Annotated in this window: 14 protein-coding genes; 13 read left to right on the forward strand and 1 reads right to left on the reverse strand. The window is 35.3% G+C overall.

Annotated elements, in window-relative coordinates; genetic code table 11:
• The first annotated feature begins 66 nt into the window (after positions 1–66).
• The 6 genes from IEV09_RS05920 to IEV09_RS05945 are packed head-to-tail and all read left to right on the forward strand — an operon-like array spanning position 67 to position 5294.
• Positions 67–243, forward strand: a complete 177-nt coding sequence (locus IEV09_RS05920; protein WP_188367355.1) for a hypothetical protein — start codon at positions 67–69, stop codon at positions 241–243.
• Positions 240–1322 carry a DUF871 domain-containing protein gene (locus IEV09_RS05925; protein WP_188367356.1) on the forward strand — a complete coding sequence of 361 codons (1083 nt, stop codon included), beginning with the start codon at positions 240–242 and terminating at the stop codon, positions 1320–1322. Before IEV09_RS05920 ends, IEV09_RS05925 begins: the two co-directional genes overlap by 4 nt.
• 14 nt (positions 1323–1336) lie before the next feature.
• Entirely contained in the window at positions 1337–2446 is a 1110-nt protein-coding gene (locus IEV09_RS05930) for an amidohydrolase/deacetylase family metallohydrolase (protein ID WP_188367472.1), read from the forward strand.
• 2 nt (positions 2447–2448) lie between these two features.
• Positions 2449–3549 (forward strand): DgaE family pyridoxal phosphate-dependent ammonia lyase, encoded by a 1101-nt coding sequence (locus tag IEV09_RS05935; protein ID WP_188367357.1) that lies wholly within the window; start codon positions 2449–2451, stop codon positions 3547–3549.
• A 1-nt stretch (position 3550) separates the two neighbouring features.
• Positions 3551–4294 carry a 2-dehydro-3-deoxy-phosphogluconate aldolase gene (gene dagF / locus IEV09_RS05940; protein ID WP_188367358.1) on the forward strand — a complete coding sequence of 248 codons (744 nt, stop codon included), beginning with the start codon at positions 3551–3553 and terminating at the stop codon, positions 4292–4294.
• A 13-nt stretch (positions 4295–4307) separates the two neighbouring features.
• Positions 4308–5294: a sugar kinase gene (locus tag IEV09_RS05945; protein ID WP_188367359.1), complete on the forward strand. Its 987-nt coding sequence runs from the start codon at positions 4308–4310 to the stop codon at positions 5292–5294.
• Positions 5295–5345: 51 nt separating this feature from the next.
• Here the strand turns inward: IEV09_RS05945 and IEV09_RS05950 are convergent, their stop codons facing one another.
• Positions 5346–6251, reverse strand: a complete 906-nt coding sequence (locus IEV09_RS05950; RefSeq protein ID WP_188367360.1) for an ArsR/SmtB family transcription factor — start codon at positions 6249–6251, stop codon at positions 5346–5348.
• A 435-nt stretch (positions 6252–6686) separates the two neighbouring features.
• Here IEV09_RS05950 and IEV09_RS05955 point away from each other — a divergent pair, with 435 nt between their 5' ends.
• The 7 genes from IEV09_RS05955 (at position 6687) to IEV09_RS05985 (ending at position 15914) form a co-directional block, all read left to right on the forward strand.
• A complete protein-coding gene (locus IEV09_RS05955; RefSeq protein WP_188367361.1) occupies positions 6687–8075 on the forward strand; it encodes an ABC transporter substrate-binding protein in 1389 nt (462 codons plus the stop codon).
• Positions 8076–8105: 30 nt separating this feature from the next.
• Entirely contained in the window at positions 8106–9044 is a 939-nt protein-coding gene (locus IEV09_RS05960) for a carbohydrate ABC transporter permease (RefSeq protein WP_188367362.1), read from the forward strand.
• Positions 9044–9877 carry a carbohydrate ABC transporter permease gene (locus tag IEV09_RS05965; protein ID WP_188367363.1) on the forward strand — a complete coding sequence of 278 codons (834 nt, stop codon included), beginning with the start codon at positions 9044–9046 and terminating at the stop codon, positions 9875–9877. The genes IEV09_RS05960 and IEV09_RS05965 overlap by 1 nt, the downstream gene beginning before the upstream one ends.
• A gap of 81 nt (positions 9878–9958) precedes the next feature.
• Positions 9959–11905, forward strand: coding sequence for a glycoside hydrolase family 127 protein (locus IEV09_RS05970; RefSeq protein WP_188367364.1), 1947 nt, complete (start codon positions 9959–9961; stop codon positions 11903–11905).
• A gap of 82 nt (positions 11906–11987) precedes the next feature.
• Positions 11988–12254 (forward strand): SemiSWEET family transporter, encoded by a 267-nt coding sequence (locus tag IEV09_RS05975; protein WP_188367365.1) that lies wholly within the window; start codon positions 11988–11990, stop codon positions 12252–12254.
• A 27-nt stretch (positions 12255–12281) separates the two neighbouring features.
• Positions 12282–14051 (forward strand): glycoside hydrolase family 127 protein, encoded by a 1770-nt coding sequence (locus IEV09_RS05980; RefSeq protein WP_188367366.1) that lies wholly within the window; start codon positions 12282–12284, stop codon positions 14049–14051.
• A 60-nt stretch (positions 14052–14111) separates the two neighbouring features.
• Positions 14112–15914 (forward strand): glycoside hydrolase family 2 protein, encoded by a 1803-nt coding sequence (locus IEV09_RS05985; RefSeq protein WP_188367367.1) that lies wholly within the window; start codon positions 14112–14114, stop codon positions 15912–15914.
• The last annotated feature ends 29 nt before the right edge of the window (positions 15915–15943 follow it).

Here is a 15943-nt window from a genome sequence, read left to right on the forward strand (position 1 = left end):
TAATGTTATGATTTACTAAGGTGAAAGATAGGGTATGAATTTATTCATACCTTAAGGTGATAAGAAATGACAACAGGCATGCTATTGTTAACGGTAACAGGTTTATTATTCCTCTCTGTTTTAATTGGTATTTTTACTCGAATAACAGTCATCCCGATGGGTGTCACAATTTTACTTGCCTCGGTAATTTCAGCAAGATTTCGTAAAGGATTCAATCAAATGGAAAAAGGTGGAAAAGTATGAAAAGAAGATTAGGTGTTTCGTTATATCCAGATAACAGTGATTTTAATGAAGATAAGAAGTATTTAGATTTAGCTGCTAAATATGGCTTTTCTCGTATTTTTATGAGTATGTTAGAAGTTAGTGAAGGCCGTGATGTGGTCTTTCGTAAATTTAAGACCATCATTGATTATGCGAAAAGTCTCAATTTTGAAGTGATGCTTGATATTGCACCGGCTATCTTTGAAGCGTTGAATATTTCTTATGATGATTTATCCTTCTTTGCTGAAGTTGGAGCGGATGGTATTCGGTTGGATTTAGGTTTTGACGGTAATAAAGAAGCGCTCCTATCATTTAATCCTTATGGTTTAATCATTGAATTGAACATGAGTAATGACGTGGCTTATCTAGAGAATATTTTAAGTCATGAAGCGAATAAACCTTTTATTTATGGCTGTCATAATTTTTATCCGCAAGATGGTTCGGCATTACCACTTGATTTCTTTGTTTCATGTAGCCAACGTTTTAAGAAACATGGCATCCGGACAGCCGCTTTTGTGACGTCTGCAGCCGGAAAATTTGGTCCCTGGGATATTAATGATGGCTTACCAACGCTTGAAATGCATCGTTACTTGCCACTAGAAGTACAGACGAAACATTTATTTGCAACAGGATTAATTGATGATGTCATTATTGGTAATGCCTACGCATCTGAAGAAGAGTTAAAGGCGATGAGTGCAGTCAATCGTTATCAGTTGTCCCTAGCAGTTGAATTGGTACCCGAAGTGAATGACGTAGAAGAAGAAATCGTTCTTAAAAACCAACACATTCGTCGAGGCGATATTACCGCAAGAATGGTTCGTTCGACACATGTCCGTAAAATTTATCATGAAGAGAGCAATTCACCGCACGATAATCAGCAAACTTTCCAAAGAGGCGATATTGTCATCGGTAACGATCAATTCGGAAAATACAAAAATGAACTACAAATCGTGTTAGAAGAACACCTAGATGAACGAAAAAATAAAGTCGGACGGGTGATTGCAGAAGAGCATATTTTACTCGATTATATTAAACCATGGAGTAAGTTTTTATTTCAGTGAAAGTAGGAATGCAGATGTTGGATTTAGTTATCAAAAATGGCAGAACAATCGATAATCGTCCGATTGAAATCGGCATTAAGGCTGAAAAAATTGCAATCGTTGCAGAAGAAATAACGGAGTTGAGCCAATCACTGTTCGATGCAAAAGGAGCGATTATTTCAGCTGGATGGATTGATAGTCATGTCCATTGCTATGAAAAAATGAGTTTGTATTATGACTTTCCAGATGAAATTGGTATCAAAAAAGGGGTCACCACTGTAATCGATGCAGGTACGGCCGGTGAAAAAAATATCGAAGACTTTTATCAAATTTCAAAAAATGCCAAAACCAATGTCTTAGCAATGATGAATATTTCGGAAAGTGGGATTGTTCATCAAGATGAATTAGCCGATCTATCAAAAATAAATGAAGAAAAAAATCTTGATCGTATTGCTCAATTACCCGATTTTATCGTCGGAATTAAAGCGCGAATCAGTAAAACGGTTGTAGGAAATAATGGTGTCATTCCTTTAAAAATGGCGAAACAGCTACAGCGAAAAGCCAATCATCTACCATTGATGGTTCATATTGGTTCCGCTCCACCGACATTGGATGAAGTTTTAGAACTATTGGAAGCGGGCGATATCGTTACACATTGCTATAACGGCAAACCAAATGGTATTCTTGATGAAAAGGGACAGTTAAAATCATTTGTGATTGATGCCTACAAACGAGGCGTGTTGTTTGATATTGGTCATGGAACGGATAGCTTTAATTTTAAAGTCGGAAAAAAAGCCATTCAAGAAGCATTTTTATGCCAAACGATTAGCACCGATATTTATCACCGTAATCGTGAAAATGGACCTGTTTATGATTTAGCTACAACGATGGAAAAGGCCCTCTATTTAGGAATAGACAAACAAGAAGTACTTAAAATGGTCACTGAGAATCCAGCAAAAAACTTTCATTTAGATTCAAAAGGTCAATTGGAAGTGGGAAAAGATGCCGATTTGACGCTTTTTAAGTTTGAAGATGCAGAAAAAGTGCTAATTGATTCAAATGGAAATGAAGTAACCATCACGCAGCAAATCCATCCAATAGCAGCTGTTGTTGGTGGGGAAGTGCATGTCATTGAGGAGGAATAAAAGTGACGATTTATGAGAAATATGACTTGAAAAAAGTGATTAATGCCAGTGGTAAAATGACAATATTAGGGGTTTCAAAAGTGAGTGAGACCGTCTTAAATGCTCAAAAAATCGGTGGAGAAAATTTCTTTGAAATGTCTGAACTAGTCATCAATACCGGACGTTACATTGCTAATTTATTAGGCGCGGAAAATGCCACGATTGTTTCTTCTGCCAGTGCAGGTATTGCACAGTCGATTTCGGCTTTAATCGGACGAGGGGATGCGTATCATACGATGCATCCTTATACCCCTAAAATTACCCGTCGAGAAATTATTTTACCTAAAGGGCACAATGTCAATTATGGAACGAGTGTCGAGTTGATGGTACAGCAAGGTGGCGGTGTTGTTGTAGAAGCGGGGTATGCCAATGAATGCACCGCACAACAAATTGCGATGGAAATAACAGAACATACGGCAGCGCTGCTTTATATCAAAAGCCATCACACCGTTCAAAAAAGCATGCTTTCGATTCAAGAAATGGTGGAAATCGCTCAGGCACATCAATTGCCTTTGATTGTCGATGCCGCCGCAGAAGAAGATTTAACGACTTACTATGAACAAGGAGTCGATGTGGTTATCTATAGTGGTGCCAAAGCAATTGAAGGACCAAGTTCAGGATTGGTTGTTGGAAAAGAACCCTATATTACTTGGATTCAAGAGCAAAGTAAAGGCCTTGGTCGCTCGATGAAAATTGGAAAAGAAAATATTTTAGGGTTTGTTCAAGCTATTGAGGATTTCCTAGTCCATGGTTCTGAGTCAGGAGACAGTATGCAAGCGCGCTTAAGCCCGTTTATTGCGGACTTAAATCAAATGACCGGCATAGAAGCTTCAGTGGTTCAAGATGCAGCTGGACGCGATATTTACCGCGCGAAAGTTGTCGTTTCAGGTAATCTATCAGCGATTGAAGTCATTGAACGACTAAAACAAGGCGATACGGCCGTCTATACTCGTGAATACCAAGCAAATAATGGGATTATTGAGTTTGATATTCGCGCAGTGAATGCGGATGAAATGAAAACCATTGTCAAAAAAATAGCAGCGATACTAAAAGGAGCGAATTAAAATGTCAAGAACACCAAAATTTTACCAAGATCAAGTTTGTTTGAATGTGTTGGCTAATTCTGTCGATAATGCGATGGATTGTTACGATGCCGCTAAAGGGCACATCGTCTTAGGAGTCTTATCGAAAAACTATGCAAGCGATCAGTCGGCAATTAATGACATGAAACGTTATCAAGAGGCAACAGGAAATGCGCTATCCGTCGGTTTGGGTGCTGGTGATCCAAATCAAAGTGATATGGTCATTCGTCTAGCAGAAGCCTTACAGCCGCAACACGTCAACCAAGTATTTACGGGTGTTGGTGGTTCTCGCGCGGTATTAAAGCAAGAAGAAACATTTATTAATGGTCTTGTTTCACCAACAGGAAAAGTCGGGTATGTGAATATTGCGACTGGTCCGCTCTCATCTAAGGGAGAAGCGGTCGAAGTACCGATCGAAGCGGCAATTGCTTTATTAAAGGACATGGGTGGTTCTTCCATTAAATATTTTCCAATGAATGGATTAGCACATCTAGAGGAATACAAAGCTGTTGCAAAAGCGTGTGCTGAGAATGATTTTGCGTTAGAGCCAACGGGTGGCATTGATTTAGAAAACTTTGAAGCAATCTTACAAATAGCAGTCGATGCAGGTGTTAAAAAAATTATTCCACATATTTATAGCTCAGTGATTGATTCTGAAACAGGGAACACGCGACCAAAAGATGTTGCAACATTGTTTGAATTAACAAAAAAAGTCTTAGGAAAATAAAAGAGGTCAAACGATGAAAATTTTAGCATTTGGTGAAGTCATGATGCGTTTAAACCCTAACGGCTTCAAAAAAATGACCCAAACCGATTCGATGGATTTTTCTTTCACGGGAACTGGATTGAATATCTTAGCAGGACTGGCTCAAAATGGCTATGACACAACGATGCTAACCGCCTTACCCGATAATAATTTAGGCAAAACAGCCGCTGCCAATATTCGCAAATTAAACGTATCCGATCGAAAAATTTCATATTCAGGAAATCATTTAGGGATTTATATTTTAGAGTTGGGTTACGGTGGTCGACCATCGGAAGTGACGTACCTTGATCGCGCGCATAGTGCATTTAATGAATGGGAAGTTTCTGAAGCAGACTTGGAACAAGCATTAGAAAATGTTGACCTAATACATATTTGTGGAATCGCTTTGTCAACCTCTGCTATTTCGCGTAAAAATGCCTTAACTTTAGCAAAAAAAGCATCAGAAAAAGGCATTGAAATCTGTTTTGATTTTAATTTCCGTGCGTCATTAAATAACGAAGAAGGCATGACGAGTCTATTAGCAGCCTATCATGAAATATTACCACTAGTAACCATTGTCTTTGGTTCATTGCGTGACTTGCAAGAGCTATTGAAGATTCCAGGAGAGACAGAAGAAGACGTGGTTCAAACATTCATGTTAAACTACGGCATTCGTATTTTCTCTGGTACTTATCGCCACCAAGAGGGAAATCAAAAGCAGTTGCAGGGTTTCGTTTATCAAGGAAATAAAAAAGTTGTTTCTGATAAAATAACTTATGAAGTTTGGGATCGAATCGGAACAGGCGATGCTTTTGTTGCGGGAATATTGACTGGTTTGATTGAGAAATGGGCATTTGAAAAAACGGTGAAATATGGCGTGTATAATGCTGTATTAGCACATACTACAGTTGGAGATAGTCCGGTGTTGTCGAAAGAATTTGTGTTGAACTATATGGAGAAACAAGTAGATGTGATACGGTAAGAAGATAAAAAGCTAGCAATCATGAAAACTCTTCATGATCGCTAGCTTTTTTTATGAATAATATAAATTAACATTAATATCTTGATCGTGATTTCCGAAGCCTTCGCCAAAAATTGTAACGCCACCGGGATTTTGAGCGTCCTTACGTGATTCAATCTTGAGAGAAATAAATTCAGAATCATGGAGATTTAAATCAGTCACTGTAACTTTTGATGTCTCAGCACCGTTAAATGTTGTTGCATCATTCTTAATTAAGATTCTAAGAAGAACACCGTACTGACTAGAGTCATCAGCCCACCAATCTGGAGTGTGAAATCCACGGACATCTGAAAAGTTTCCTGGGCATGTCCAAGTACCCACCAAAACGTCATTAACGTAAAAATCAATGTCACTAGGCCAGACGTTACTAGAATTGGGGAATTCGGAAGCGATTTCCATAGTGATTTCTAAAAGTTCAGGATCAATATGTCGTTCTAAATTGTTAGGAATCTTATAGCTAACATGCCCACTGGCGAACCAAAGTAAGGAAGCTTCTGTGCGATCCGGAGCGAGAAAACTTTTAGTATCATCGAAATTACCAATCAATCTTTTCTTACTAGCCAGGCCGCAAGTAGGGTTTACAGAAAAGTCTAAATAGTGACCTAATTTTATTATTGATTTTTTTTGTTTGAATTCGCGATATACCGTACTAGGGAATACAATCTCGATATTGTCTACATTCTGGGAAACAATTTTCTGAGAACCAGAGTTTTTTTGTTTGATTCGATGAATAAGTAAACCAGCATCAATTAATTGTTGGACATGTCGTGTCGTTATAGCTTTACTTATATTTAAAGCTTTAGCAATTTCTGTTATATTAGAATCGTTTTCAGCAACTAAATTAAGAATATCTAGTCGGGTATCGTTAGCTAAGGCTTTATAAACGTTTAATGAATTATGAGAAATATCAAGCTTCATAGAGAACACCCTTTCCTTAAGTTTATTATTATTATATCAGATGTTATCAATTTAACCAAGTTAACAAATAAGTTTATTTACAGTGTGTTGTTGATATAGTTAACTAAATAGTTAAATTAATGAAAGCGCTTGACTACCTTATTTTGTTGATGTATATTCAATTTGTCATATATTTTATGTTGTTTACTAAAAGGTATTTATTTTACGTGTTAACTTTTTAGTGATGTTTTATAAGGGGTGGGAATGGGAGGGAGGAAGTAAAAATTATTTATCATTGTAATATTTTAGGACTATAAGTATAGGGAAAATAACATGTTTTGAAGTTAATTGATAGAGTCAACAGATACTCAAGAATGCATAGTTATAATTTGTTTTATCTATCCCTTTTATTAGCTGATAAAGGGGTAAATATAAAAATAATTAGGAGGAAGAAAAATGAACCGAAAATCATTTGCAGTACTGTCATTATTATCATTATCGTTATTGGGAGCATGCAGTTCTGAAAAACCAACAGAAGAAAATGCAGCAGCAAGTACGGATGCAGTGGAATTACACTTTACATTTTGGGGGGATCCGTTAGAAAAAAAATCTATCGAAGACTTAGTGGGAGCGTTTAATAAAGAAAATCCGGATATTAAAGTAACTACTCAAAATATTCCTCATGGAAACTACATGGAAAAGATGAATACCATGGCTAGTGCTAATAAACTTCCTGATGTAGGTTATTTCATGGAGGATAACTTAGGTGAATGGATGAATAGTGGTCAAATTAGAGATTTATCTGCACTATACGAGCCGGGACAACCTTTTGAGGGGAAATTAAAAGAAGGGATTTTCCAATTTGAGGAAGATGGACCAATAGCAGGTAACTTTAACTCTTTAGGTGCAATTACAATGTACTACAATGAAGCATATTTTGAAGAAAACGGTATTGATTTACCACCGCACAAACTAGAGGATGCTTGGGAATGGGAAGAATTTATTGATGTTTCTAAACAATTAACAGTTGATAGAAATGGAAAGCACCCTGGAGAAGATGGATTTGATGAGAAAAATATTGAAACATACGCAGTTAATAACTTTGCTGGTTTTACGTTCGAATCGTTCTTAGCTAGTAATGGTGGCGGAGTTGTTAGTCAAGATAATAAACAAATACTAATTGGAACAGAAGAGTCTATTGAAGCAATTCAAAATTTACAGGATTTAATGTATGTGCATCATGTGATGCCTAAACCTTCTCAAGCTTCAACAATACCTTCAACTGATACCGCTTTGTTAACAAATCGAGTAGTTATGTCAATTGGTGGTAGTTGGGATCTAAACGGATTAGGAAAAGCAATCCGTGAAAAAGGACTTAAAATTGGATCAGGCATACTACCAAAAATGGGAGAAGAAGTACGAATGATGAACTATGGCGCTCCTATAGTAGTTTTTGAAAACGATAACACTAAAGAAAATTTTGACGAAGTTCAAAAGTTCTTAGAATTCGTGAATGACCCTGAAAATAGTTTACCTATTATTAATTCAGGATTATGGAGACCCAATGAAACTTCTTGGTATACAGATAAAGATAAATTAGCTAAGTGGACAGAAACAGATATTACTCCTGATAATTATATTGAATCATTTGTTGAACCTGTGAAAACAAACTTAGTAAGAAACAAGGCTTTCTTTAATACGGATACTGCTCAAATCGGTGATATTGTAGGACCATCATTAGAGCAAGTTTGGACAGGTAAAAAGAGTGCAGAAGAAGTTGTTAAAGAAGACATTTTACCAAAGTTGAAAAAAACATTTGGTGATAAATATGAATATGTAGAGTAATAAGATGAATAATAAAGGGGGGAAATCAGTATGCAAAATATAAAAATAGAACAAGATATAAATAACGTTAAGAAAAAAAAGAAATTTTCGTTAAAGCGTAATGAAGCAATTGCGGGTTATATTTTTGCGATGCCAGCAATTTTAGGTTTATTAATTTGGACATTAGCACCAATGATTGCAAGTTTATTTTTAAGTTTCACAGATTATAACGCTATTAGTGATTTTAATTTTGTAGGTACAGCTAATTACAAAGAAGTTTTATTTGATGATTTATTTGTAAAAAAATCTTTAATAGTTACATTTATTTTTGCTCTAGGAAGTACCTTCTTTACACTCTTAGGAGCTTTAATTGTTGCGATGTTGATGAACTTAAAAGTAAAAGGACAAACATTTTATCGAACAATTTTCTACTTGCCGGTCATAGTACCGGCAGTAGCTTCTAATATCTTGTGGCTATGGTTGTTTAATCCGGATTTCGGACTATTAAATTCAATTTTAAAATTTTTTCACTTACCTGGATCAAATTGGGTATTTGATGAAAGTACAGCAATCCCTTCATTAATATTAATGGCAGTGTGGGGATGTGGAGGAACAGCATTAATATTTTTAGCAGGCCTACAAGATGTTCCCATCCAACTATTAGAAGCTGTTGAAGTTGATGGTGGGAATAAATGGCATAAGTTAAGATATGTGACAATCCCTTCACTGACTCCAATTATTTTTTTCAACTTAATTATGGGGTTGATAGGTTCATTCCAAACGTTTACACAGTCCTATGTAATGACTGGGGGAGGACCTAATAATGCGACATTATTTTATTCGCTTCTTATTTATCGTAATGCATTTGAGCAAAATCGATTCGGATATGCGAGTGCATTGGCATGGCTATTATTTATTATTATTGGATTATTTACATTGTTTATCTTTAAAACAGCTAAGGGTTGGGTATTTTATGGAGGTGATAACTGATGAAATTAAGTAAAACGTTTAAATGGTTTGTATATTTAGCATTAATCGTGGTAACAATATCATCTGTAATCCCATTTTTATGGTTAGTTAGAAGTTCATTGATGACAAGTAGTGAAATATTTGAATTTCCTCCCAAACTTTTACCTGAATCATTAATGTTTTCAAATTATTCTGACGTCTTTAACTTATTAGACTTTGGTACATATTTAAAAAATACAATGATTATAATGGTACCTGTAATGTTAGGTACTGTGTTTACTTCGTGTATGTGTGGTTATGCTTTTTCTAGATTAGATTTTCCATTTAAAAACTTTTGGTTTGGATTGATTATCGCAACAATGATGTTACCAAGTGCGGTGACAATGATTCCGACATTTATTATGTGGGCAAAAGTAGGAGGAGTAGATACATTTCTTCCGTTGATATTACCTGCATTTTTTGGTGGAGGAGGTTTCAATGTATTCTTGATGAGACAATTCTTTGCAGGAATCCCTAAAGAATTGGATGAAGCAGCGATTTTAGATGGAGCAAGTTATTATCAAATTTTCTTTAAAATAATGTTACCGTTAGTAAAACCAGCTTTAATGGTTGTAGGTTTCTTTACATTTATGAACGTTTGGAATGATTTTTTTGGTCCATTAATTTACTTAAATGATGAATCAAAACATACATTAGCTTTAGGATTGTTACAATTAAAAGGACAGTATAGTTCTGATTGGAATCTGATGATGGCGGCTTCTACAGCAATGACTATCCCAGCGATTATTGTATTCTTTATCGGTCAGAAATATTTTATCCAAGGAATTAGTTTAACATCTGGAAGTAAAGGATAATTTTTAAATATTATTGAGAGGATGTAAAATATAAAAATGAGAAATCACTACTTAAAACGTGTTTCATTGAAGAATGTGGAGTTGACAGAAGGTTTTTGGAAACAGCAATTAGATAAAATTAGTCAGGTGACTGCACGAGATATTCTTGAAAAGTTTGAAAATGATCATGAGGAAGGAATCATGAAAAATTTTGAATGGGTTGTGGAAGGTAAGACTGGCGAGCACGTAGGTCCACCGTGGTACGATGGTTTAATATATGAAGTTATAAGAGGGATAAGCGATATTATATCTCAAAATTATGATGAAACATTAGACTTGAAAATTGAAGAATATACAAAGAAAATTAGTGCAGCACAAAATATCGATCCAGATGGCTACATCAACACGTACACTACTTTAATTTGTCCCAATAATAAATGGGGTGAAAATGGAGGAAGCTTAATTTGGCAACATGATATTTATAATATAGGATGTTTGGTTGAAGCAGGAGTTCACTATTACTTAGCTACTGGAAAAATCAATTTATTGAGTTGTAGCATAAAAGCTGCGATGGGTATGGTTAACGTAATGGGTGAACACCCCAAAAAAAATATTGTACCAGCTCATTCATTACCTGAAGAAGCCTTAGTAAAATTATATTATTTATTTGAAGATGATGAAATGCTATATAGTCAAATGAAGGAAGCATACAATCTAGAAATCGATCATAATCAATTTTTAGATTTGGCTACATTTTGGATGAACAATCGAGGAGTTCACCATAATAGGACCTCATATCCGCCATATATGGGAGAATATGCTCAAGACCACTGTAAAGTAGAAGATCAATGTGAAGCTGTAGGACATGCTGTTAGAGCCTCGTTGATGTATACAGGTTTAACTTCAGTAGGTATGGCACAGAATAATGAAAAATTTTTAAAAGCATCACATAAAATTTGGAACAATGTTGAGAAAACCAAATTACATATTAGTGGTGGAATAGGAGCAATTCATAATGAAGAGCGCTTTGGTTTTCAATATGAGTTACCAAATAATGCTTATCTTGAAACTTGTGCAGGTGTAGGACTTGCCTTTTGGGCGGGAGAGTTAAACTTGGCATACGAAGACAGCAAGTTTATGGATGTATTTGAAAGAGCGATGTATAACAATATACTACCTGGTTTGTCAGTAGATGGTACGCATTATTTTTATGAAAATCCCTTAATCAGTGAGGGAGATATTGAGCGTTGGAGTTGGCACAGTTGTCCATGTTGTCCTCCAATGTATTTAAAATTCATGGCTGCATTACCTACTTTTATTTACACATATAAAAAGGATGAAATTGTTTTAAATCTACATATGAATAGTAAAGCAAAGATAATTTTAAGTGAGCATCAGATTGTAGTAGAACAAAAAGATGGGAATATTCCATGGTCCGGGAATAGTACAGTAGTGGTTACAACAGAGCACCCAGAAGTGTTCACGTTAAGTATCAGAAAACCTGAATGGGCAAAGGAATATAAAGTTATAATTGATAATGAAGCGATTGAAACAGAAGAGGTTTCAGGGTTTATCAAAATTAGTAGACAGTGGAATGGCGAAACTAAGATTCGCTTAGAATTATCTATGCCTGTGACTAAAATAGAAGCTCATCCGTATGTAAGTGCAGATACTGGGAAAGTTGCACTACAACGAGGACCGATTCTTTACTGTTTTGAAGAAGTAGATAATCCTCAAGGGGTAGATTCTGTATTAAGCACTGAAGAGCTTGAGGTTTTTGAAAAAGATATCTATGGAACAGTCCCTTGTTTAAAAACTTCATTTGTTGATGGAAGTGAAGTTGTAGCTATTCCTTACTATCTATGGAATAACCGAGGTAAAGGAAAAATGAATGTCTGGATTAGACAAGATGAAAAAATAGGATCACAAGAACGTCGTGAAGAGAACACTTCTTTTGCTGCACACAGTTTGGGTCAAATGGCTGAATATGAAGATATGAATGAATGGGAAAATATTTTATATCGTGAATGGAAAAACCCTAACCAATAATTCAGTGAGTACTATATCTTAATCACTTTGCTTGTTGATTGATCAATGACGAGTATAACGCTTTTGAAAATCAGGAGATAAAATGAAAAAAACAAATGATGAGTTGACGCAAATAATAGGGAAAATTGCTGCAGTCATTTCTATAGGAATGTTTGTAGCTTATATTCCACAGATTATTGATAATTTAAATGGCAATAAAGCTAATCCTATTCAACCATTAGTAGCCATGTTCAACTGTATATTATGGGTAATGTATGGAATGATAAAAGAAAAAAAAGATTGGCCAGTGGTAATTGCGAATACACCAGGAATAATTTTATCATTATTATCATTTTTAACGAGTATTTAGTAATGTAATCAATAATGGAGGAAAGACATGATAACTAACATTAAATTTAATGAGGTAATAATTAACGATGGCTTTTGGACACCAAAATTAAATCAATGGAAAAAAGATCTGGTTCGAGTGTGTTTGGATAAATGTTATGAGAGTGGCCGGATTGATAACTTCAAAAAAGCAGGCGGCCTAATGAACGGAGACTTTGAAGGAATCTATTTTAATGACTCTGATGTTTATAAAGTATTGGAAGGCGCTGCTTATATTTTACAATTAGAAAAAGATCCAGTTCTCGAAGCAGAAATTGATACAATTATTACCTATATTGAAGCAGCGCAAGAAGAGGATGGGTATTTAGATACTTATTATACTTTAGTTGAGCCAGAGAACAAATGGACGGACATGGAAAAACATGAGATGTATTGTGGAGGGCACTTAATCGAAGCAGCAGTAGCGTACTATCAGGCTACTGGGAAAGATAAGTTACTACAAGTAGCGATTCGATTAGCAGATTACTATGGAGAAGTTTTTGGAGCAGAGAAACGTCATTGGGTAGAAGGCCATCAAGAAATTGAATTAGCACTCATTCGTTTATATCACGCAACTGGAAATAAAAATTATTTAGAGTTAGCCAAATGGCTTCTTGAAGAACGAGGCCATGGATATGGACAAGGGATGATTTGGGATAGACCCGAGTGGGGACCAGCGTACTGTCAAGATGATGTTCCAGTTTCTGAAATTACCGAAGCAAAAGGACATTCGGTTAGAGCGATGTATATGTATGCAGCAATGACAGATTTGGTTTTAATGGATGAAGCCTCAGAGTATAAAGAAGCTTTAGATAGAGTATGGGAAGATATTGTCGAAACTAAAATGTATATAACAGGAGGAATTGGTAGTACTTCAATGAATGAAGGATTTGAAGAAAGTTATTGTCTACCAAATGAAACTGCATACTGTGAGACATGTGCTGCTGTTGGACAAATACTATGGAATCAAAGAATGAACTTACTTAATAAAGATGCAAAACACGCAGATATTGTCGAAAAAGCACTATACAATAATGTGCTTTCAGGGATTTCATTTGATAGTAAAGAATTTTTTTATGTGAATCCATTAGAATCCAAAGGGGGACATCATCGTGAAGCATGGTTTGACACCTCTTGTTGTCCGACAAATTTGGTTCGACTATTACCTTCCATTGGAAATTATATTAGTCAGTATGATGAACATACTATTTTTATTAATCAATATATTGGTAGCGCCTTTCAAGTTGAGGGGACTGAAGTAGTTATTGATAGTGAGTTTCCATTTAGCGGAAAAGTAAAAATTAAAATGAAAAATTTAAATAAAGAGTTAAAACTACGTGTTCCAAATTGGACGAAATCATTTGATTTGAAAATGAACGGCGAGGCAATTGAATACTCTTTAGCTAACGGTTATATCGAGATCGGCAATTTAGAACAAGAATTTATCAGTCTTGATTTAGAGTTTGACATGTTATTAGAAGAAGTTCGAAGTCATGATAATATTTTTGAGAATCGTGGGAAAATAGCTTATCAGAAAGGGCCTTTTATTTATTGTGTAGAAGAAATGGATGTCGAAGGAGAGTTCGATAAAATATTTGCACCAGAAAAATATAGATATGTGGAGACGAAAGAATCATCACTTGCAGGGGCAAGTAGTCTAACCTTATCTCATGAAAATGGAAAGTTAGTCTTAGTTCCATACTATACATGGGGAAACCGAACTCTAGGTAAGATGAAGGTCTGGATTCCAAAGGAAAGGACAGACAGCTTATATTATTGAATATATTGAGAGGATTAGTTAGAAATCCCAGATAAAAATGAATTTTTAAAGGAGAGTTGTATGTATAGAAAAGAATACCCTCGTCCACAATTTGTCAGAGAAGAGTGGATGAATTTAAATGGGAAATGGGATTTTACTTTTGATGATACTGAACAAGGAATGTTAGAGAAATGGTATGAAGAAAATAATGGGAATTTTGGATTAGAAATTGAAGTTCCTTTTGCGTTCCAATCAGAGCTAAGTGGTATAGATATAAAGGAGTTTCATGACACTGTTTGGTATCAAAGAAAATTTTCAATTTCAAATGAATGGAAAAACAAAAAAATTATTCTTCATTTTGGAGCAGTAGATTACCTAGCTAAAGTATATTTGAATGGTACTTATCTAGGTGAACATCGAGGAGGGCATACGCCATTTTCGTTCGATATAACACCTCATATAAAAGGTGGGGAAGAACGATTAACAGTATACGTGTATGATCCTTCAACTGATGAACGAATACCTAGAGGAAAACAGTATTGGCATGAAGAAGCAAGAGCAATTTGGTATCCAAGAACAACTGGAATTTGGCAGACTGTTTGGTTAGAAGCTATTTCAAGTACTGCTAATATTCTACCTCCTCGATTTACCCCTCGATTTTCAGAAGGTCAGATAGAAATTGATTATCGCTTTTCAGGAGAATATATCGGGAAAAAATTACTTACAGAAATATCCTATCAAGGGAAAAAAATTATAGAAGAAAGTTCTATTATTAATGAAGAAACCTTAAGAAAAAGCTATTATTTACAAAATAATCAAGTCGATCGTGGTGATTATCATGGTGTAGGCTGGACATGGACACCAGAACAACCCAACTTGTATGATATCAGACTGACTTTACTAGAAGAAAATTTGATATTGGATGAAATTACCTCATATTTTGGAATGAGAGAAATAAAAACAAGAGATGGTATGACATTACTTAATAATCGTCCGTACTATCAAAAATTAGTTTTAGATCAAGGTTACTGGCCTAGCAGTTTAATGACAGCACCTTCAGACGAAGACTTTATTAGAGATATTGAAATGGCTAAAAAAATGGGTTTCAATGGTTGTCGAAAGCATCAGAAAGTCGAAGACCCAAGGTTCCTATACTGGGCTGATAAACTGGGTTTCTTAGTATGGGGAGAGTGTGCATCGCCATCTGTCTATTCGAATGAAACAGTCAGTTACTTAACGAATGAGTGGTTAGAAATTATTGAACGAGATTATAATCACCCTTCAATAGTAACGTGGGTTCCAATTAATGAAAGCTGGGGCGTACCTGAAATTAGTATGAGCAATGTTCAACAAGAATTTTCACTGGCGATTTACCATCTGATACGTTCACTAGATTCAACTCGTTTAGTCATTTCAAATGATGGATGGGAAATGACAAAGACAGACATTTGTGCGATTCATAGCTATATTCATGGTAATAAAGATGAGCTGAAAATGATTGAATATTTCAAAAAGAAGTTAAGTACAGAAGAAGAATTATTACAATCAGAACCTAATCGTCGCCGATTGTATTGTGAAGGTTATGAATACCAAGGCGAACCAATTCTCTTAACAGAATTTGGTGGAATCAATTATCAAAAGGATGAAAACAAGGGCTGGGGATACTCCAATGCTAAAAGCGAAGAAGAATTCCTAGAGCAGTATGATCGTATTATGAAAGCGATTTACGAATCAGAGAAACTATTTGGTTTTTGTTATACGCAGTTAACGGATGTTGAGCAAGAGCAAAATGGCTTGCTGACATATGATCGACAAGAGAAATGTGAGTTAGATAAAATTCTGAAAATTAATAATCAATGGCATAGACCATCTATTAAGAAATAATTCAATAACAAAACTTGAGCAGTTGGACT

Source organism: Enterococcus alcedinis (assembly GCF_014635985.1).
GTDB classification, from domain to species: Bacteria; Bacillota; Bacilli; order Lactobacillales; family Enterococcaceae; genus Enterococcus_I; species Enterococcus_I alcedinis.